This window comes from Advenella kashmirensis WT001, from assembly GCF_000219915.2.
Taxonomy (GTDB): Bacteria; Pseudomonadota; Gammaproteobacteria; order Burkholderiales; family Burkholderiaceae_B; genus Advenella; species Advenella kashmirensis.
Map to the genome: position 1 here is coordinate 3,056,639 of NC_017964.1, position 19,537 is coordinate 3,076,175.

Consider the following 19,537-nt stretch of genomic DNA (forward strand, 5'->3'; position numbering starts at 1 on the left):
CTCAGGAACCCTAATGAAAATCGTTGAAATTCGCGAAAAAACCCTGCCCATCAGTTCGCCCATCCGTAATGCCTACATTGATTTTTCCAAGATGACGCTCAGTCTCGTAGCGGTAATCACAGATGTAATTCGTGATGGAAAGCCGGTCATCGGCTATGGCTTTAACTCCAATGGTCGCTACGGCCAGGGAACATTGATGCGCGAACGTTTTATCCCAAGAATTATGCAAGCGGATCCGGCGACACTGATTGATGACTCAGGCAACAACCTGGACCCGCACAAAATCTGGGCCACCATGTTCTCGAACGAAAAGCCGGGCGGACATGGCGAGCGCTCGGTCGCAATAGGCACGATCGACATGGCAATATGGGATGCCGTTGCAAAAATAGAAGGCAAACCACTGTTCCAATTGCTGGCTGATCGCTATGGCAACGGCCAGCCCGATCGCCGGGTTTTTGTATACGCGGCAGGTGGTTATTATTACCCCGGCCAGGATCATGAAAAACTCAAGGACGAAATGCGCAGCTATATTGATCGCGGCTATACCGTGGTCAAGAAGAAAATCGGCGGCGCTTCCCTGGATGAAGATCTGCGCAGGATCGACTCCATCCTGAGCGTACTGCAGGACGGACAGAAACTGGCGGTGGACGCCAATGGCCGGTTTGATCTGGACACCGCCATCGCCTATGCAAAGGCGCTGAGCCAGTACGATCTGTTCTGGTACGAAGAGCCCGGCGACCCGCTGGATTTCGAACTGCAGGCTGCCCTGCGAAATTATTATCCAAACCCCATGGCCACCGGTGAAGACCTGTTTTCCATGCAGGATGCGCGAAACCTGATCCGTTATGGCGGCATGCGCGCCGACCGCGACTGGCTGCAGTTCGATTGCGCCCTGAGTTACGGCCTGGTCGAGTACCTGCGCACCCTGGACATGCTGAATGAACACGGCTGGTCGCGCACACGCTGCATCCCGCATGGCGGTCACCAGATGTCCTTGAATATTGCTGCCGGTCTGGGTTTGGGCGGCAATGAATCATATCCCGATCTTTTTCAGCCATTCGGCGGCTTTCCCGATAGCGTGAAAGTGGAAAGCGGCTTCATTACCATGCCCGATCTGCCGGGCATCGGATTCGAAGGCAAGGCCGATCTGTATCAGGTCATGCAGCAACTATCGGCATAACGCGCCCCAATAACGACAGAGAGGAGACAGCAACATGCATAACCACGCAACACGAATTAACTTGGGCTTCACCTTGCTTGCGGGCCTGTTTGCCGCAACTGCAGCCACGACAGCACTGGCCGACTATCCGGAAAAAAGCATCACGATTGTGGTGCCATTTTCGGCAGGCGGGCCTTCCGACAAAATTGCGCGCGATGTCGCCGAAGCGCTCAGGGAACCCATGGGCCAACCCATCGTTATCGAAAACCGCCTTGGCGCAGGTGGCACGATCGGCACCGCCCGCGTCGCCAGGGCAAAAAATGACGGCTATACCCTGCTGGTTCATCACATTGGCCTGGCCACGGCACACTCGCTGTACAAAGACCCGGGTTACCAAATAGAAGACCTGGAGTTTCTGGGCCTGATCAATGAGGCGCCATCGACACTGATTAGCAAACCTGCGTTGGCAGCCAACGATTTTGCGCAATTGAAAAAGTACATTGCAGAAAAAGACAGCGCCATCAATCTGGCCAACGCAGGCGTTGGCTCGGCTTCCCATCTGTGCAGCCTGATGTTGCAAAGCGCACTGAACAGCAAGATGACCTTTGTTCCCTATAAAGGCACTGCACCAGCAATGACTGATCTGATGGGTGGGCAAATCGATATCATGTGCGAACAGGCAACCAACAGCATTCCCCAAATCGAAAGCAAAAAGGTCAAGGTGTACGGTGTGAGCAGCATGAAACGCATGGGCATACCTGCGTTAACCGCTGTACCGACACTGGATGAGGCCGGACTGTCTGGTTTCAATTTCAGTGTCTGGCATGGGCTTTATGCTCCCAAGGGCACGCCCCGGCCGATCGTAGAAAAAATTAATGCCGCCCTGCGCGTCGCGCTGAAAAATCCTGAACTGATCAAACGCCAGGAAGCACTGGGCATTTCAATTGTGAACGACGACAGACTGTCCTCCGAAGGCCACAAAAAATTCTTCGACAAAGAAGCGGCCCGCTGGTCCGGGGTGATCAAGAGCGCCGGCATTCAGCCGGAATAACACAAGGCGTCAGGGTATTTAAAAAGCCGGGGCCTGATAGTTATCTGGCCTGGCGCAGAGCAAAGCCAGCGAGCTCTGATTATATAAAATCGCCAAATCGAAAATCCGTATATTGAGAACAAAAAACCCGCATGATATACACCATGCGGGTTTGAGAACCGACGTAAACCGTCAGCCGGTATTACATATTTTCGATCATGACCTGACCAAAACCGGAGCAGCTCACCTGCGTTGCGCCTTCGAGCAGACGGGCAAAGTCATAAGTGACTTTTTTGGACAGAATGGATTTTTCCATTGAAGCGATGATCAGATCAGCCGCTTCAGTCCAGCCCATGTGACGCAGCATCATTTCTGCAGACAGGATTTCTGAACCTGGGTTCACGTAGTCCTTGCCGGCATATTTGGGCGCTGTGCCGTGGGTCGCTTCGAACATGGCAACGGAGTCAGACAGGTTGGCGCCGGGAGCGATGCCAATACCACCCACCTGGGCGGCCAGCGCGTCAGATACATAATCGCCATTAAGGTTCAATGTGGCAATCACAGAGTACTCGGCAGGACGCAACAGAATTTGTTGCAGGAAGGCGTCGGCGATGGAATCCTTGATGATGATTTCCTTGCCTGTCCGTGGGTTCTTGATTTTGCTCCATGGACCGCCGTCGATCAGCTCGGCGCCGAATTCTTTCTGTGCCAGTTCATAGGCCCAGTCACGGAAGCCACCTTCGGTGAACTTCATGATGTTGCCTTTGTGAACAATGGTCACGCTGGGCTTGTCATTGTCGATCGCGTACTGGATTGCCTTGCGCACCAGACGCTCAGTACCTTCACGTGATACGGGTTTCACACCAATACCTGAAGTCTGAGGGAAACGGATTTTCTTGACGCCCAGCTCGTTCTGCAGGAACGCGATCAATTTCTTGGCCTGGTCCGATTCAGCTTCGAATTCGATACCGGCATAGATGTCTTCGGAGTTCTCACGGAAAATAACCATATCGGTTTTTTCCGGCTCACGTACAGGTGAAGGCACACCCTTGAAGTAGCGTACCGGACGCAGGCAGACATACAGGTCCAGTTGCTGCGCAGCGCCACGTTCAATGAACGAATACCACCGCCAACAGGTGTCGTCAGCGGACCCTTGATGGAAACCACATAGTCCTTGACTGCTTCCAATGTTTCTTCAGGCAGCCAGACGTCGGAACCATATACTTTCGTAGATTTCTCACCAGCATAGATTTCCATCCAGTGGATTTTGCGTTTACCGCTGTAAGCTTTCTCAACCGCAGCGTCCACAACCTTGAGCATCACAGGCGTGATATCGGCGCCGGTGCCGTCGCCTTCGATGAACGGGATGATTGGCTGGTCAGGGACATTCAGTGAAAAGTCGGCGTTGACCGTAATTTTTTCGCCCGATGAAGGGACTTTGATGTGCTGGTAAGACATGCTGGCTCCGTAACCCACAAGTAAAAAACATGAAGACAATCGTTGGATAAACGAGTCTTATATAAGACATATTAGTTTAACTGAAAAACGGCTTTTTTGCGGCAGGAATCTCCCCTATCCAAACAAAATATGGTAAGGCCGGGATCGCGCCCATTGAGCGCGTTAATGCAGGCAGCAGGTCAAATGCGCATGTTATGATGAACGATATGACCAGATGGCCATCGGTAATGTCACCAAACGCTGGTAATCATCTAACGGTTCCATGACGGATGCGCCGCAACAAGCCTGCGACGGATCGGCACGAATCGCCATAGGTATTGCTGGATTTTTGTGCAGGGGCTCAACTCCTGGTGCCGGCATTGGGTCACGACATCTGGCCCCTCATATTTCACACGATCAACCTGTTCGGGCTTTAACTTTAAGCTAATCCCGTTATTTTATTCCCTATTTTTTTATGTTCAATCCATCCCGCGACCAGGTTCGCCAGTTTTTTACGGAAACCTGGGCCAAGCATCGTCAGAATAAAATCCTTACGCCCATGGAGTCCATGGCGCTGACCTGGATTTTGCAACACCCGGAGTACCACGCTGCGCTGGAGAACCCGGATGCCGCCCAGCAGGAATTTGCGGTGGAAAAGGGGCAGGTCAATCCGTTTTTGCATTTATCCATGCACCTGGCCATCAATGAACAGGTCTCCATTGATCATCCGCCAGGCATTCGCAGTATCTATGAGCAATTGGCTGCCCGCAGCGATGAGCATCACGCCATGCACGAAATCATGGAGTGCCTGGGCCAGGTCATCTGGGAATCACAGCGCCTGGGCAAACCACTGGACACCGACCATTACCTGGAACTGCTGCGCCAGCATTCAACCAGGCATTGACAACGCCACCGCCAGGCCGGTCGGCCTGTGCAACGGCTACGGTCATGAGGACGAAAAAAACCGGAACATATAGTCCGGTTTTTTCTGTCTGGTATTCGCACATGCATATCACTGTGCGCCCCCTTAATACAACTGCAATATTCCGATCGTGATAACCAGAAGCCGCTTATTTACGGTTGTGTGTCAATGGACCTTTCTGTGCAGAAAGCCATGCAGCAATATTAACGATATCGGCTGAACCCAATTTCTTGATTTCGTTGCCCATGATCGGGTTTTTGCGAATATTGGCCGATTCAGGCGCATTGCTGACGCCACGCTGGTACGCAGTCAGGGCGTGAACCAGGTAATCATCATGCTGGCCTGCCAGAATGGGGTACATGGGTGCAATGGTTTTGTCGCCGGCGGCGCCGTGACAGGCCACACAACCGTTCTTCTCAAAGGCGGCCTTGCCGGCAGCCAGATCTGCCGCCTGGGCAGATGCCATACCCACGAGTGCACATACGGCACCTGACAATAAAATAGAGACGCGTTTCATATCAGTTCCCGGATTATTTTACTTGAGAGAAATAGGCGGCAATATCCAGCATATCCTGATCGGACAGGCTTTTCGCGATAGCGACCATGGAAGGGAAAGTCCGGGCACCGGATTTGTATTCTTTCAATGCAGCAACAATATAGTCCGCATTCTGGCCCGAAATCATGGGAACCGATAGACTTCGGGAAAGCTGGCGCGGTATTCAGGAATGCCGTGACAGCCGATACACATGGAGATTTTGCCTTTGGCAGCTTCGATGTCCCCTTTGGGAGCAGCAGCCTGCTGGGCAAATGCCTGACTAAAGAAGGCACAGGGAACCACAATGGCGAGCGCAGCAACTGAGCGCTTGAAAGCGGATAACTTCATATTTTGCTCTTTTGTTAGCGAATGTCGAGATTGAACGTACCGCAAGACTGCCAGCGGGTCGGATCAGCTTTAAAGCTTCAGATTGTACGACATAATTGATCTAGATTAGGGTAGTATTGGGGATCAGATGCTCAAATCATCCCTATTTTGTTGCAGAATTGAAATGAAACCTAGCCAATCTCCACCGAATCCAAGCCGCTTTGGCGGCACTGAACGTTACGTTGCCACCGACGATCTCAAACTGGCTGTCAACGCCGCCCTGACACTGCAGCGACCCCTGTTAATCAAGGGCGAGCCGGGCACCGGAAAAACCATGCTGGCCGAAGAAGTGGCCGGGGCCCTGGGCTATCCGCTTCTGCAATGGCATGTGAAATCCACTACCAAAGCGCATCAGGCTTATATGAATACGATGCCGTATCGCGTCTGCGCGATTCCCAGTTGGGTGACGAACGGGTACGGGACATTGCCAACTACATCCGCAAGGGCGTGCTGTGGCAGGCTTTCGAATCCGATGTGCCTACCGTCGTACTGATCGATGAAATTGACAAGGCTGATATCGAGTTTCCCAACGATCTGCTGCGCGAACTGGACCAGATGGAGTTTCATGTGTATGAAACGGCCAGACCATTCGTGCCAAACATCGACCGCTGGTCATTATCACCTCCAACAACGAGAAAGAACTGCCCGACGCCTTTTTGCGCCGTTGCTTTTTCCATTACATCCAGTTCCCAGACCGCGATACGCTGCGCGAAATTGTCAAGGTGCACTATCCAGAAGTCAAAACCGATATTCTGCGCGCCGCGATGGATCATTTCTTCATGCTGCGCGATGCGCCAGGCCTGAAGAAAAAGCCGTCCACCTCCGAATTCCTGGACTGGCTGGCCCTGTTGCTGGCCGAAGACATCGACGCAGCACGCATTGATGCCCACGCGGCAACTTCGGTTCCCGTGATGGCCGGCGCGCTCCTGAAAAACGAGCAGGATATCAGCCTGCTGGAACGCCTGTCGGGTCTGGCTCGTCAGACACGGCGCTAGACCAAGTACCGGCTTCGGGGTGACAAACATATTATGTTTATCGACTTCTTCTATCACCTGAAAAACCACAAGATTCCGGTATCGGTCAAGGAATACCTGACCCTGCTCGAAGTCCTGCGCGAGCGCGTTATGCCGCCCTCACTGGATGACTTCTATCATCTTGCGCGTCTGACACTGGTCAAGGACGAAACGCTTTTCGACCGCTTTGACCAGGCCTTTGCTCTGTTTGTCAAAAAACTGCCCGCCACCCTGCCCGCCAGGCCCGACATTCCGCTGGACTGGCTGATCAGCCAGATGCAGAAAAACCTCACGCCCGAAGAAAAGGCGGCGCTTGAAAAGCACGGCTGGGACAAGCTCATGGAGATGTTCAAGGAACGCCTGAACGAGCAGAAAGAACGCCATGCCGGGGGTAGCAAATGGGTAGGCACCGGTGGTACATCGCCGTTTGGCAATAGCGGCTATCATCCAGAAGGCATTCGTGTCGGCGGCCCTTCGGCCGGCAACCGGACCGCCGTCAAGGTGTGGGAAGAACGCCGCTTTAAGGAATATGACGATCAACAGGAACTGGGTACACGCAATTTCAAGGTAGCCCTGCGGCGCCTGCGCCGCTTTGCCCGGGAAGGCGCTGCAGAAGAACTGGATCTGGACGACACCATTCGCAGCACGGCGCGCAACGCCGGTTTTCTTGATGTCAAAATGGTGCCGGAGCGGCATAATGCAGTCAATGTGCTGATGCTTCTGGATGTCGGTGGCAGCATGGATGATCACATCGCGCGCGTCGAGGAACTGTTTTCAGCCTCGCGCACGGAATTTCGCAATCTGGAAGTCTGGTACTTTCACAATTGCCCCTATGAGCGTTTCTGGCGCTATGACGCGAGTGGCGCCGAGTATATACCGATACCTGGGAGTTGCTGCGAACCTATAACGCCAACTGGCGTGTTATTTTCGTGGGCGATGCCACCATGAGTCCGTATGAAATTGTCCACCCCGGTGGTTCGGTAGAACACTACAACAAAGAGGCTGGTGCCGTCTGGCTGGCCCGCATCCTGGACGCATGGCCCAAGGCCATCTGGCTCAACCCCGAGCCACAGGCCTACTGGCAGTATCGGCAATCTATAGATGTCATTCGCAATATCATGCAGAATCACATGTATCCAGTCACCATGACGGGTATCGAAGCGGCCATGCGGCAATTGTCAAAATAGTTTTTTTCAACACCGTGGGGGCCGGCCTGGAATTTTTACTGGGTGACAAGGTCACGATCTGACGTTCTAAAGCTGACAATCACGTGGCCGGCTTGTTCTTTGCGACCGAATAAACATACCGGCGCCGTGCGCGCCCTTTTCAATCAACGCCCAGAATCACCGTATCGGGATCAATATAAATCCAGACTGGTCACCTTGCGCAAGGCGGTGCCTGGTCCATCCCCACAACGGTGATCACGTGTACATCGGGGGCAATTTGCACCTCGAGCTCCTGCTGATCATGCGTGCGCCGAGTACTGCGGACAAGCCCGCCAAATACATTCTGACGCACCTGCTGCTGCCGGGCAAACCGGATAGCCGGCGCCTTGATAAGCAGATAGACGGCCACGCCTTTTTTCAAACCCAGCGCCAGCGTGCTGGCGTGCGTTATATTGACACTCACATGCAGCGAGTCGTGCAGACTGATGTTGACGGCATCGCGCATGCCGTCGCGATCAATAGCCGCGACTACGCCCTGCAAGTGGTTACGCGCACTGGTTTTTCGCAGGGGCAAAGGGCGCATCGCCACATCACCGACAGCATCCAGTTCAACATCGGGCTCAACGGCATGATCCTGCTGTCTGCGCAGTTGTTCATAGTACTGCAGCAGGGCCTGCCCTTTTTCACTAAGCAGTGTGCGTCCGCCGCCGCGCCCGCCCTTGGCGGTAATCACAACGGCGTGGCCAAGACGCGTCTGCAGATTGCGCAACCTGTCCCACGCCGTCTTGTATGTTACGCCGGCGGCCTGGGCCGCACGGGTGATGGAGCCCAGGCGATGCACATGACCCAGCAGTTGCAGATCACGCTCGTCTGCCAGCGCGTGTTGCTCCAGTCCGAAACCAATGGCCGTACGCACATTCAGTCGCGGTGGCGAGTTTTCAACTACTGTACCGGTGTGAACCGAAGAGCGGGCTGCAGGCTCACGGGTAACGACAGATTCACCGGCAATTTCGCCGGCAGAGGTCTGGCGCCGGCTCATGCTGTCCCCCGCTCACGAATACTGCCGTTATGAACGTGCAGCAGTAAATCGCCAAACACAGCGACATCAACCGGATCGTGTGTCACCAAAATCAAAGGCAATTGCAACTGTGATTGCAACTGGCTGATCTCCTGGCGCAAATGCTGTCGCAAGTTGGTGTCCAGCGCGGCAAAGGGTTCGTCAAGCAGCAACAGGCGCGGCCGGCTGGCCAGTGCCCGCGCCAGCGCCACCCTTTGCTTTTGTCCACCGGAAAGCTGTTCGGGATAACGATCGGCATAGGCTTGCATATGCATTTTATCCAGCCAGTAATCCGTCTCTTCGCGCCAGGCATTGCGCGCCGGATTCAGCAGACCACGGTTAAGGCTAAAGGCCACGTTTTGTCGGACCGTCAAATGGGGAAACAGCGCATAGTCCTGAAAAAGATAGGATATCTGCCGCTCCCGGGGAGTTCTGGCAATGCCTGCGGCAGAATCGAACAGAACATCCTGGTTCAGCACAACCCGTCCGCTATCGGGCGTCATCAACCCCGCCAGGGCGCGCAATGTCATGCTTTTGCCAGCACCGGACGGCCCTGGATCACAATGCGCCGGGTACGTGCAGAAAACGCGACATCCAGCGTGAAACCGTGCCGCGCCACCGGCAATTGACGGCGAATCGACACATCCAGCTGAAACGGCGTAGCAGGTTCACGCCTAACAGATGCAGCCCCTGGGCCCTTATCGGGTGCCATTGTGCCCTCTCTTACTTCCGCTTTCATTGCTGCTCCAGACGGCGTGGCGCCAGATATCTTGCAGAAAACAGAATGATGATGCATACGATTGATATGACGACCACAATGAAATTGGCCTGCGCATCGGCCCTGCCTGCACGGCTTCATACACCGCAATGGAAAGTGTCTGGGTTTTCCCGGGAATATTACCCGCAATCATGAGTGTAGCGCCGAACTCGCCCAACGCACGTGCAAATGCCAAAAGCAAACCGGCAAGAATGCCGCGCCAGGCTAAGGGCAAGGTGACGCGCAAAAACAGCGCCAGCTCATTCAACCCCAACACCCGGGCAGCATCTTCATAACTGCTGTCGACATTCTCGAAAGCGGCGCGCGCCGGCTTGAATACCAGTGGAAACGAGACTATGACCGCAGCCACAACGGCACCCTGCCAGGTGAAGATCAGCTGTATGCCAAACCATTGATCCAGATAGCGGCCCAGCCAGCCATAACGCCCCAGAAGTACAATCAGATAGTAACCAAGAATGGTTGGCGGCAACACCATGGGCAGCGTCAAAATGGTATCGAGCAGGTCTCGGCCAGGAAAGGCACGCCGCGCCAGCAGCCAGCCCGTTCCAATGCCCAGGACAAGATTGATCAGGATTGCAGCACCGGCAACCTTCAGGGAAATCAGCAAGGGGATCCAGACCGGTTCCATCACTGATTGCCGTCAGGGCTTTTTGAAGCCGGCGTTGGCAAAAATTGCCTGTGCCTGCTCAGAGTCAAGAAACTGTACGAACGAACGGGCTTGCGCCGCCTTGGCTGAAGACTTGATGACCGCGACAGGATAACTGACCACGGTATTGATAGGCAGGGCCTGCACCACGCTGACCTTGTCGCTGCGCACGGCGGCATCGGTAGCATAGACAAATCCTGCCTGCACTTCGCCACGGGAAACATAGTCCAGCACCTGACGTACATTTTCGGCGAAAATGAATTTGGGTGCGAGCTTGTCCCACTGTCCGCTTTTTTCCAGGCCCTCTTTGGTATAGCGTCCGACAGGCACGCTGGCAACGTTGCCACAGCAATTCTATTGACTGCGGGCGCTTCCAGGCTCTGCAGGTCTCTGACGGCACCATTGGAAGCAGCAGGAACGATCAGCACCACTTCATTGCGTACGAAATTTTTCCGCGTTGCCTCATCAAGCAAGCCGCCTTGGGCCGCGTCATCCATGCTTTTCTGATCCGCAGAAGCGAACACATCTACCGGCGCGCCCTGACGGATCTGTTGCAGTAGTGCGCCCGATGCGGCAAAGTTATACTGGATTTGCATGTCTGGATGGGCTTTGCTGTATGCCGCTGCCACCTCCTTAAAGACATTGGTCAGACTGGAAGCGGCCGACACTGTCAGCGTGTCGGCGCCTGCCGCAAGTGATGCGAACGAAAAGACAAGACCCGCGACCAGTGCCTGCGCCCGGCGATATCTGCGAATATTTTTTTGTTCCATGGCTTCCTGCACAATATGGGCATTGAAGAGGTATCGGACCCCTGCGCCTGAAACGTTCATGGCCACTGGCACAATCCGATATATAGATGATTATATATCGAAACCTGCCTGAGTCCAATGTTAAAGTAGCGTGTGCCTGTCACGCACGCAACGTTGTCGTTATCTGGCGCACCCACGACCCCTGCCTGCTACCCGCATACCCTGCCGGCTTAAGTTCTGCCTGCGTATGCCCTGCCACCTTCCGCTGCGGTCAGCGCACATGCCGACACAGTCGCAAGCACTTATACAGCGTTGGCGCGTTGCACGGCATCGGCCCATTTGCGAGCCACTTGTCTTGCGGTTGCGCAGGTCGCGTCGTGAGTGACTACGCGTACTGCCCGTTCCAGCAACTGAATATCTGCTTCATGCTGTCTGGCCACATGGGGGTCTTCAAAAAAGATGACCCGCTGGCATTGCCTGTCCAGCACCAGATCAGCGATCTGTGCGTCGCCGCCCAATGGACCACTCAGATAACGCTCCACCCAGGGTTTGTCAGCCGGCCAGCCCTTGGACCAGGCCAATTCATTCAGCAGACCGCCAGTCGTGCCGGTGGCAACACGGCGCTCGAACATCGACAGTATCTCGAAATACTGCGAGGCATAGGCGACCATTTCCGCTTTGAGCGCATCGTGGGAAATCAGCGCCAGGGTCTGCCCTCGAATCACATCGGACGACAGGCAGTCGGACAGGGGTTCCAGCCCTGCCAGTACACGCTCGACCTCCATCCATTCGATGCGCCGGCCACAGTTGAAATAAAGGGCTTGCCATGGGTAATGCACTGTCGCTTAAGCGCCAGTGCCTCGGGGAAAATTGATGAGGGGTCCACTGGATCAATTAGATAAATCGCTCCATCGAGCGTTATGGGCGTTGCTTCGTGAACGGTGACGCGTGACACCAGCTTCATCAGTCCCCCTTCCCGTCCGTATGGATATCGGATGTTTTTCCGGTAACCCGACAGGAAACCTTCGCGCTGGATAGCGTCATACGTACGGCCAACGGTATGCAGTTCTATATCCAGTTCGCGAATCGTCTCGGATGATGCCTTGAGCCAGGTGAACAGGCCCGCATCAGGCGTTGCATGGTGCAGGCGATTGGCTGCAAGCGCAAAACGAAGACTGCTTGTTGATGACATATGACATACTCCCCGATATTAAACGTAGCGAACCCAAACTCATGCAAAAAAAATGCACGTAGTGATACGTGCATTCTAAATAGGAACCGCTGCCTGGACAGGCATGTTCAGTGATCAGCTGAAAAAATCTTTCACTCTGTCGGTCCAGGATTTATTCTTTGGGGAATGGCGATCGCCTCCGTCGTTAAGCGAGGTCTCGAACTGCCGCAACAGCGCCTTCTGTTCGTCGCTCAACCGAATCGGTGTTTCGACAACCACGTGGCAGTACAGGTCACCCGGATAGGAGGCCCGAACACCCTTGATGCCCTTGCCGCGCAAACGGAAAACCTTGCCGGTCTGCGTGCCTTCAGGAACCGTGATCTCGCCTTTGCCACCTAGTGTAGGCACTTCCAGGTCGCCACCCAGGGTTGCAGTTACAAACGGCAGTGGCACTTCACAGTGCAGATCGTCGCCATCACGTTTGAAAATACTGTGTTCCTTAATGGAAATTTCGACATACAGGTCACCCGCAGGGCCGCCATTAACGCCAGGCTCACCATTACCGCCCGAGCGAATACGCATTCCGTCATCAATCCCGGCAGGAATTTTGACCTGCAGGGTTTTGTTCTTGCGCTTGCGGCCTACACCGTCACATGCCGTACACGGATCCTTGATTTCCTTACCGGTGCCGTGGCAAGTGGGACAAGTTTGCTGGACGCTGAAAAAGCCCTGCTGCATACGCACTGCGCCCGCGCCATGGCAGGTGTGGCAGGTCGTAGGTTCGGTGCCGGGTTTGGCGCCGGAGCCGTGACAGACATCACAATTTTCCCAGCTTGGAACGCGAATCTCAGTTTCCATTCCCTTGGCCGCCTGCTCAAGGGTAATATCCAGCCGATAGCGCAGATCGGCGCCGCGGAACACTTGCGGGCCACCGCCACGCCGTCCGCCACCGCCGCCACCGAAGATATCGCCGAAGATGTCGCCGAAGACATCGCCAAAACCGGCACCACCGGCGCCGCCCATGCCTGCATTGGGATCTACACCCGCATGACCGTAGCGGTCATAGGCATCGCGCTTCTGCGGATCGGACAGAATCTCGTAGGCTTCCTTGGCTTCCTTGAATTTTTCTTCTGCCTCGTGACTGTCCGGGTTGCGATCCGGATGATACTTCATGGCGAGTTTGCGATACGCCTTCTTGATATCCTCGTCCGAAGCGTTTTTGGCCAGTCTCCAGGGCTTCGTAGTAATCACGTTTTGCCATCGTTATACGCCTTTAGATTTCTTCTTTAATATATAAAAAACAATACCCGGCCCTGTCATTTTTCAGACCGGCCGGGTTTTTCTAATCAGACAACCTGCATTATTTGTCGTCGCGTTTCACTTCTTTGAAATCGGCGTCAACAACGTTGTCGTCTGCTGGCTGGGCCTGTTCGGCACCAGGTTCACCCTGGGCTTGCGCCTGGGCCTGCATATCCGCATACATTTTCTCGCCCAGTTTCTGGGATGCGGTTGTCAGCACTTCAACCTTGGCGTCGATCGCAGCTTTGTCGCCCTCTTTGAGCACTTCTTCGAGCTCTTTGAGTGCCGCTTCGATCGCTTCCTTGTCGGCCGCTTCCAGCTTGTCGCCATATTCAGTCAGTGACTTGCGGGTTGAGTGAACCAGCGCATCGGCCTGATTGCGGGTCTGAGCCAGCTCGGCGACACGATGATCTTCGTCAGCGTGTGCTTCGGCATCCTTGACCATGCGTTGAATCTCGTCTTCGGTCAGACCGGAGTTTGCCTTGATCGTGATTTTGTTTTCCTTGCCGGTGCCTTTGTCTTTTGCAGAAACGTGCAAAATACCGTTGGCATCGATGTCAAACGTCACCTCGATTTGCGGCAGACCGCGTGCAGCAGGTGGAATACCTTCCAGATTGAACTCGCCCAGCCCCTTGTTACCGGCGGCCACTTCACGCTCACCCTGGAAGACCTTAATGGTCACGGCAGGCTGATTGTCCTCTGCTGTAGAGAATGTCTGGGTAAAGCGAGTTGGGATCGTGGTGTTTTTCTGGATCATTTTGGTCATGACGCCACCCAGGGTTTCAATACCCAGAGACAATGGTGTCACATCCAGCAGCAATACGTCTTTACGATCACCAGACAGCACCGAGCCCTGAATCGCAGCACCGGCAGCCACGGCTTCGTCAGGGTTCACGTCTTTACGTGGGTCCTTGCCGAAGAACTCTTTGACTTTTTCCTGCACTTTTGGCATACGGGTCATACCACCGACCAGGATCACGTCGTCGATATCAGACACTTTGACACCGGCGTCAGTAACCGCTGTGCGGCAAGGCGCAATGGTGCGTTCAATCAGATCCTCAACCAGCGCTTCCAGTTTGGCACGAGTGATCTTCAGCGTCAGGTGTTTCGGACCAGATGCATCAGCCGTGATGTAAGGCAGGTTGACTTCAGTCTGCGTTGCGGAAGACAGCTCGATTTTGGCCTTTTCAGCCGCTTCTTTCAGGCGTTGCAGCGCCAGCACGTCTTTGCTCAGATCAACGCCCTGTTCCTTTTTGAACTCAGCAATGATGTAGTCGATAATACGCTGGTCAAAGTCTTCGCCGCCCAGGAAGGTGTCACCATTGGTAGACAGCACTTCGAACTGTTTCTCGCCATCAACGTCGGCAATTTCGATAATGGATACGTCAAAGGTACCGCCACCCAGGTCATACACCGCAATCTTACGATCGCCTTTTTCGGTTTTGTCCAGGCCAAAAGCCAGCGCAGCCGCAGTTGGCTCGTTGATGATCCGTTTGACTTCCAGACCGGCAATGCGGCCTGCATCTTTGGTTGCCTGGCGCTGGCTGTCGTTGAAGTAGGCTGGCACCGTGATAACGGCTTCAGTCACTTCTTCACCCAGATAGTCTTCGGCAGTCTTTTTCATTTTGCGCAGCACTTCAGCGGACACCTGTGGCGGCGCCATTTTCTTGCCGCGCGCTTCAACCCATGCGTCACCATTGTCAGCCTTGACAATCGTGTAAGGCATCAGGTCAATGTCTTTTTGCACGGCTTTTTCTTCGAATTTGCGGCCGATCAGACGCTTGACTGCGTAAAGTGTATTTGTCGGATTGGTCACTGCCTGACGTTTGGCAGGGGCGCCAACCAGCGTTTCACCGTCTTCCATGTAAGCAATAATGGATGGGGTCGTGCGTGTGCCTTCTGCGTTTTCCAGAATTTTGACCTTATCGCCATCCAATACTGCTACACAGCTGTTGGTGGTACCCAAGTCAATACCAATGATTTTTCCCATTTGAGTCTACCCTATTATCAAATAATTCAAAATAATGGATCCTGCTTACACATGTTCGCGGCACAGGATCTTTCGTTGTCTAGTACGTGGGGCTGGCGGTTTGCGATTTCAAGAGAAAAAAACCGGATTTTTGTGATTTTTTGCATTTCTGGCACGTTTTTTGATCACAAACAGCCATTCGGACAGAAAAATGGCCGACAGACCTGAGTCTGCCGGCGCATTATAATTACCCCTGACCCGCCGAAACGGTGACCAGTGCAGGACGCAGGACCCGATCGGCAATGGTATAGCCTTTTTGCAAGGTGCTGGCGACCGTGCCAGATGGTGCCTCGGCTGGAATGGTGGAAATGGCCTGATGCACATGCGGATCAAACTTATCCCCTGCAACGGGGGCCACTTCCTTCAGATTGTTGCGTTCGAATGCGGCTGTCAGTTGACGCAAGGTGGTTTCAAGCCCTTCCCGGAGTGATTCGAACGACTGGTCTTCCAGCGCCAGCGCGGCCTCAAGGCTGTCACGGACGGGAACCAGACTTTCTGCAAAAGATTCTGTGCCGAATTTACGCGCCTTGGAAACATCCTCCTGGGCGCGGCGGCGTACATTTTCCATTTCGGCATGAGCACGCAGCAACTGATCATGATACTGGCTGACTTTGGCTTCGAGTTCGGTATATTTGGCTTCCAGATCGTCTGTCGGCGTATTTACCGCGTCCTGGTCAGGCTGTTCAGTGTCGGCAACCTCAGCCTGAGTGGTTTGTTCGTTGTCAGCCTTGGGGGCCTGGTTCTTGTTAGGATCAAATTCCTGTGTCATTTCTACTCCTGCATCAAATCAATATAGTTACCCCCCACTTGGGGGCGGCGAAGATAAATTCAAGGGTGCAACTGTGGCTGTATTGGCGGCTACCATGCCTGCGCCATGCCTGCCCATCATCGGGCTGTTGCATAACAACGGCCAAAGGCGCTATCGCTGCGGTCGCCTCAAAGGGCGAGCGCGGCACAACCAGGGATTAATGCAGACGGCAACCGCAAAACCCGCGCACGTGCCGCAGCATAAGCTCAGAAATCGTATTCTGGCTGCACCTGCTGACCGATATGCAGCACATCGCTGATGTTGTCGGTCAATACGGCATTTACGCCAAACAGCACGCCCAGGTCGGCACTGCGAGTTTGCATCAATGTAATGCCCGGCTCATCGGCGAACGTAGCCGATGCCGGGTCAACATTCGGGATTGTGCAGCGGGTACACGGCTTGACGAAGGCAAAATTGAGCTTTCCTGCGGTGAGCCCGAAAACATAATCCTCTTCGTATTCAGGCAAGCCATCCAGCACGATATTGGGTCGAAAACGAATCATATCCACCGGTGCCTGCTGTTTGCCGGCCAGCGTGGCATTGAGCGCATCCAGTGAAGCGGTGCTGGCAAACAAAAACGGAAAACCATCAGCAAACCCGAAGGTCTGGTCCTGGGCGTTCAGCGGCTTCCAGTCGCGGTGGCGCTGCTGCCAGCTATCGGGGAAATCGGGCAAAACGCGTCGTTGCGACTCGGGATGCAGGCGCAGCAGGCGGCAGGGCTGGCCCAGCACCTTGCTGAACCACTGGTCTGCCTGAGCGCTGACGGGTGTGCCTTGCGGCTGGCCGCCCCATACCCTGACGGCAATCGCTTTGTCGTTCGCCTGCGGGGGGAGCAGCGAGACCGTCAGCGTCGAAGCGCCGGGCGCCTCCAGGCGCAACTGCTCCTGCGCAAGATCAAGTGCCGGCTGGATCAGCACCATGCGCGGCACCGTGCGCTGGGTCATCATCGCACCCGCAGCGTCAACCAGAATAAACTGCCGGTCCCATTGGACCCCTGCCGCGCTGATGTCAGCACGATCGAGCGCAATGCCGGCGCAGGACTTGATGGGATACACATATAGACCACGAATGGTGACGGCCATGATGACTCTCTAAAAAAACAAATAAATAAAAGGTTCGGTCAGGCCCCACCCAGGTCGGGCCAGCCGGCAATATGTTGCCGGATCAGGCCCGCCATGGCATTGATCCATGCCGGATGATCATTCAGACAGGGAATATAGCGAAACTGCTCGCCTCCCGCCTGACTGAAGGCGTGGGCACACTCAATTTGGATTTCCTCAAGTGTTTCCAGGCAATCGGCCACAAAACCAGGACACAGCACGTCCACATGACGGATATTGTCTCCCGGATAGGCCTGCAGCACCGACAATGTCGACGGGCCGAGCCATTCGGCCTTACCAAACCGGCTCTGAAAAGCGATATCGATGGGCACCCCTTCTGCGGCCAGCCGCTGCTGCAACGCCTCGGCCGTAGCCGTACAGTCACGCAGATAAGGATCGCCCAGTTCGACCGAACGCTTGGGCAAGCCATGGAAACTGAGCAGCAGTTGCTGGGGTTTACCGTGCTCGCGCCAATAGTCGCGCACATTTTGCGCCAACGTATCCAGATAGCCGGGCAACTGATGAAACCGCTTGATGAAACGCAATTCGGGCATATCACGCGCATCGCCATACAGTGCCAGCGTGCGCTCGAAAATAGTAGCGGTTGTGCTGGCGGCAAATTGCGGATAAAGCGGCACGATCAGGATGCGTTCGCATCCTGCTTCGCGTAACTGGGCAAAGGCCTGTTGCATCGACGGTTGACCATAGCGCATGGCCAGCACCACGGTGGCGGGAGTCAGCTCCCGATCCAACTGCGCCTGCACGCCCTGCGCCAGACGCTTACCATACACAAGCAGCGGCGAACCATCCTCCATCCAGATCTGACGGTATTTTGGCACCAGTTTGGACGGCCGCAGCGGCAGAACCGCTAGATTGAGTATCGGCTTCCAAAGAGCGGGCGGAATTTCAACCACGCGCGGATCGGACAGAAACTCCGAGAGATAGGCCCTGATTGCACCCGCATCGGGACTGGCCGGGGTGCCCAGGTTGATCAGTACTACTCCTGTATTCATGCTTTCCTGTAGGTTGCGGATATGGTGCCGCCCATCAGACTGTCCGCCAGACACGAACGACGCGGCAACTCAAAAAAAGCGCCACACATGGCGACTTTTACAAATGCAATATCGAGATGGGATTGTACCCGGATTGCGCACCCGCCATGGGCTGCAGCACCTGCAGCCGCCACAATGGGTCGCCGCGCACTGTCTGCAATGGCGTACCCGCAGCGCCCTACTGATGGCTGAGCGCGTTGGACAGCAGTCTGGCCGTCAAGTCCACAATAGGAATGACGCGATTGTAGGACATGCGGCTTGGACCAATCACGCCCAGCGTACCCACGATTTTCCCGTCAACGCCATAAGGCGCTGTGATCACCGAAACATCTTCCATGGGCACCAGGCGCGAATCGCCGCCGATATAGATCTTTACGCCCTGTGATCGATCAGTAACATCAAGCAGTTGCATCAGATCGGTTTTCTGCTCAAACAGCGAGAACATCTTGCGCAGGCGATCCATATCGGTGGCAAAGTCCTTGATCTCCAGCAACCGGCGCTCGCCGGAAATGACCACGGATGACTCCTGGTCGTCGTCATTGCCGGCGTCCACCGCAGCCTGCATCAGCGAGGAAATCTCCTCTTTGAGCCGGCTCAGTTCAGTCCCCAGTTGCTCGCGCACCTGCTCAAAGGACTTGCCGGCAAAATTATAATTAAAATAATTTGCAGCTTCGATAAGCTGGGCTTCGGTATAGTCGTGCACGGGAGACAGAATCCGGTTCTGCACGTCGCCATCGGGGGTCACGATAATGAGCAGGATCCGCCGCTGCGACAGCCGGATAAATTCAATCTGGCGAAATACCTGCGAGCGCTTGGGCGTGAGCACCACGCCGGCAAACTGGGTCAGGTTGGATACCAGCGACGCGGCAACGCTAAGCGCCTTGCTGGGCGCCGTGTTGGAAAATACATCATGCAGCTCGGACGGCTCTTCCAGCTCATAGGGCTTGATCACCAGCAAGTTGTCTACAAACAGGCGGTATCCGCGGGGCGTAGGAATGCGGCCGGCCGAGGTATGCGGGCTGTGAATCAGGCCCAGGTCTTCCAGGTCTGCCATCACATTGCGAATGGTAGCAGGCGAGAGCTCGAACAGCTTGGATAGCGTTCTGGAGCCTACCGGCTGTCCATCATCAATATACCGCTCAATCAGAGCTTTCAAGAGTGCGTTTGCGCGATCATCCATGGTGGGTCTGTTATGGTTT

General features: G+C 54.8%; 10 protein-coding genes and 9 pseudogenes. 5 read left to right on the top strand and 14 right to left on the bottom strand.

The features are described 5' to 3' along the window. The first annotated feature begins 13 nt into the window (after positions 1 to 13). Both TKWG_RS14340 and TKWG_RS14345 read left to right on the top strand, forming a co-directional pair. On the top strand, positions 14 to 1,180 hold the full coding sequence (locus TKWG_RS14340) for a mandelate racemase/muconate lactonizing enzyme family protein (protein WP_014751530.1): 1,167 nt from the start codon (positions 14 to 16) through the stop codon (positions 1,178 to 1,180). Between the two features lie 34 nt (positions 1,181 to 1,214). Continuing rightward, positions 1,215 to 2,210 carry a tripartite tricarboxylate transporter substrate-binding protein gene (locus tag TKWG_RS14345; RefSeq protein WP_014751531.1) on the top strand — a complete coding sequence of 332 codons (996 nt, stop codon included), beginning with the start codon at positions 1,215 to 1,217 and terminating at the stop codon, positions 2,208 to 2,210. 181 nt (positions 2,211 to 2,391) lie between these two features. Here the strand turns inward: TKWG_RS14345 and icd are convergent. Beyond that, positions 2,392 to 3,647: pseudogene (icd, locus tag TKWG_RS14350) on the bottom strand (NADP-dependent isocitrate dehydrogenase). A 454-nt stretch (positions 3,648 to 4,101) separates the two neighbouring features. Here icd and TKWG_RS14355 point away from each other — a divergent pair. Further along, on the top strand, positions 4,102 to 4,530 hold the full coding sequence (locus TKWG_RS14355; protein WP_014751534.1) for a DUF1841 family protein: 429 nt from the start codon (positions 4,102 to 4,104) through the stop codon (positions 4,528 to 4,530). A gap of 166 nt (positions 4,531 to 4,696) precedes the next feature. On the opposite strand, the gene TKWG_RS14360 is transcribed toward TKWG_RS14355, so the two are convergent. Both TKWG_RS14360 and TKWG_RS14365 read right to left on the bottom strand, forming a co-directional pair. Beyond that, positions 4,697 to 5,065 carry a c-type cytochrome gene (locus TKWG_RS14360; RefSeq protein ID WP_014751535.1) on the bottom strand — a complete coding sequence of 123 codons (369 nt, stop codon included), beginning with the start codon at positions 5,063 to 5,065 and terminating at the stop codon, positions 4,697 to 4,699. A gap of 13 nt (positions 5,066 to 5,078) precedes the next feature. Continuing rightward, positions 5,079 to 5,431: pseudogene (locus TKWG_RS14365) on the bottom strand (c-type cytochrome). A 163-nt stretch (positions 5,432 to 5,594) separates the two neighbouring features. Here TKWG_RS14365 and TKWG_RS14370 point away from each other — a divergent pair. Both TKWG_RS14370 and TKWG_RS14375 read left to right on the top strand, forming a co-directional pair. Then, a pseudogene (locus TKWG_RS14370) lies at positions 5,595 to 6,465 on the top strand (AAA family ATPase). Between the two features lie 33 nt (positions 6,466 to 6,498). Beyond that, positions 6,499 to 7,670: pseudogene (locus TKWG_RS14375) on the top strand (vWA domain-containing protein). Between the two features lie 190 nt (positions 7,671 to 7,860). Here TKWG_RS14375 and TKWG_RS21750 read toward each other — a convergent pair. The 11 genes and pseudogenes from TKWG_RS21750 to hrcA all read right to left on the bottom strand — a co-directional run bounded on the left by TKWG_RS21750 (position 7,861) and on the right by hrcA (position 19,518). Further along, the gene (locus TKWG_RS21750; RefSeq protein WP_014751539.1) at positions 7,861 to 8,688 is read right to left on the bottom strand and encodes a TOBE domain-containing protein; all 828 of its coding nucleotides are present in this window, start codon (positions 8,686 to 8,688) and stop codon (positions 7,861 to 7,863) included. Further along, a pseudogene (locus tag TKWG_RS14385) lies at positions 8,685 to 9,355 on the bottom strand (sulfate/molybdate ABC transporter ATP-binding protein). The gene TKWG_RS21750 and the pseudogene TKWG_RS14385 overlap by 4 nt, the downstream one beginning before the upstream one ends. Before the next feature lie 86 nt (positions 9,356 to 9,441). Further along, a pseudogene (gene modB, locus TKWG_RS14390) lies at positions 9,442 to 10,112 on the bottom strand (molybdate ABC transporter permease subunit). A gap of 12 nt (positions 10,113 to 10,124) precedes the next feature. Next, positions 10,125 to 10,900: pseudogene (gene modA, locus TKWG_RS14395) on the bottom strand (molybdate ABC transporter substrate-binding protein). A gap of 281 nt (positions 10,901 to 11,181) precedes the next feature. After that, a pseudogene (locus TKWG_RS14400) lies at positions 11,182 to 12,071 on the bottom strand (methylglyoxal synthase). 114 nt (positions 12,072 to 12,185) lie between these two features. Further along, a pseudogene (gene dnaJ, locus TKWG_RS14405) lies at positions 12,186 to 13,311 on the bottom strand (molecular chaperone DnaJ). A 99-nt stretch (positions 13,312 to 13,410) separates the two neighbouring features. Continuing rightward, positions 13,411 to 15,339: a molecular chaperone DnaK gene (dnaK, locus tag TKWG_RS14410; protein WP_014751546.1), complete on the bottom strand. Its 1,929-nt coding sequence runs from the start codon at positions 15,337 to 15,339 to the stop codon at positions 13,411 to 13,413. A 226-nt stretch (positions 15,340 to 15,565) separates the two neighbouring features. Beyond that, positions 15,566 to 16,147 (bottom strand): nucleotide exchange factor GrpE, encoded by a 582-nt coding sequence (gene grpE, locus TKWG_RS14415; protein WP_014751547.1) that lies wholly within the window; start codon positions 16,145 to 16,147, stop codon positions 15,566 to 15,568. A 245-nt stretch (positions 16,148 to 16,392) separates the two neighbouring features. After that, a complete protein-coding gene (locus TKWG_RS14420) occupies positions 16,393 to 17,268 on the bottom strand; it encodes an MOSC domain-containing protein (protein ID WP_014751548.1) in 876 nt (291 codons plus the stop codon). A gap of 38 nt (positions 17,269 to 17,306) precedes the next feature. Next, positions 17,307 to 18,299, bottom strand: a complete 993-nt coding sequence (hemH, locus tag TKWG_RS14425; RefSeq protein ID WP_014751549.1) for a ferrochelatase — start codon at positions 18,297 to 18,299, stop codon at positions 17,307 to 17,309. Between the two features lie 217 nt (positions 18,300 to 18,516). Beyond that, a complete protein-coding gene (gene hrcA, locus TKWG_RS14430; RefSeq protein ID WP_014751550.1) occupies positions 18,517 to 19,518 on the bottom strand; it encodes a heat-inducible transcriptional repressor HrcA in 1,002 nt (333 codons plus the stop codon). Between the last annotated feature and the right edge of the window lie 19 nt (positions 19,519 to 19,537).

What these genes read in the sequence shown, in the direction of transcription:
- TKWG_RS14340 (WP_014751530.1), top strand. Translation starts at nt 14, where the DNA reads ATGAAAATCGTTGAAATTCGCGAAAAAACCCTGCCCATCAGTTCGCCC.
- TKWG_RS14345 (WP_014751531.1), top strand. Translation starts at nt 1,215, where the DNA reads ATGCATAACCACGCAACACGAATTAACTTGGGCTTCACCTTGCTTGCG.
- TKWG_RS14355 (WP_014751534.1), top strand. Translation starts at nt 4,102, where the DNA reads ATGTTCAATCCATCCCGCGACCAGGTTCGCCAGTTTTTTACGGAAACC.
- TKWG_RS14360 (WP_014751535.1), bottom strand. Translation starts at nt 5,065, where the DNA reads ATGAAACGCGTCTCTATTTTATTGTCAGGTGCCGTATGTGCACTCGTG.
- TKWG_RS21750 (WP_014751539.1), bottom strand. Translation starts at nt 8,688, where the DNA reads ATGAGCCGGCGCCAGACCTCTGCCGGCGAAATTGCCGGTGAATCTGTC.
- dnaK (WP_014751546.1), bottom strand. Translation starts at nt 15,339, where the DNA reads ATGGGAAAAATCATTGGTATTGACTTGGGTACCACCAACAGCTGTGTA.
- grpE (WP_014751547.1), bottom strand. Translation starts at nt 16,147, where the DNA reads ATGACACAGGAATTTGATCCTAACAAGAACCAGGCCCCCAAGGCTGAC.
- TKWG_RS14420 (WP_014751548.1), bottom strand. Translation starts at nt 17,268, where the DNA reads ATGGCCGTCACCATTCGTGGTCTATATGTGTATCCCATCAAGTCCTGC.
- hemH (WP_014751549.1), bottom strand. Translation starts at nt 18,299, where the DNA reads ATGAATACAGGAGTAGTACTGATCAACCTGGGCACCCCGGCCAGTCCC.
- hrcA (WP_014751550.1), bottom strand. Translation starts at nt 19,518, where the DNA reads ATGGATGATCGCGCAAACGCACTCTTGAAAGCTCTGATTGAGCGGTAT.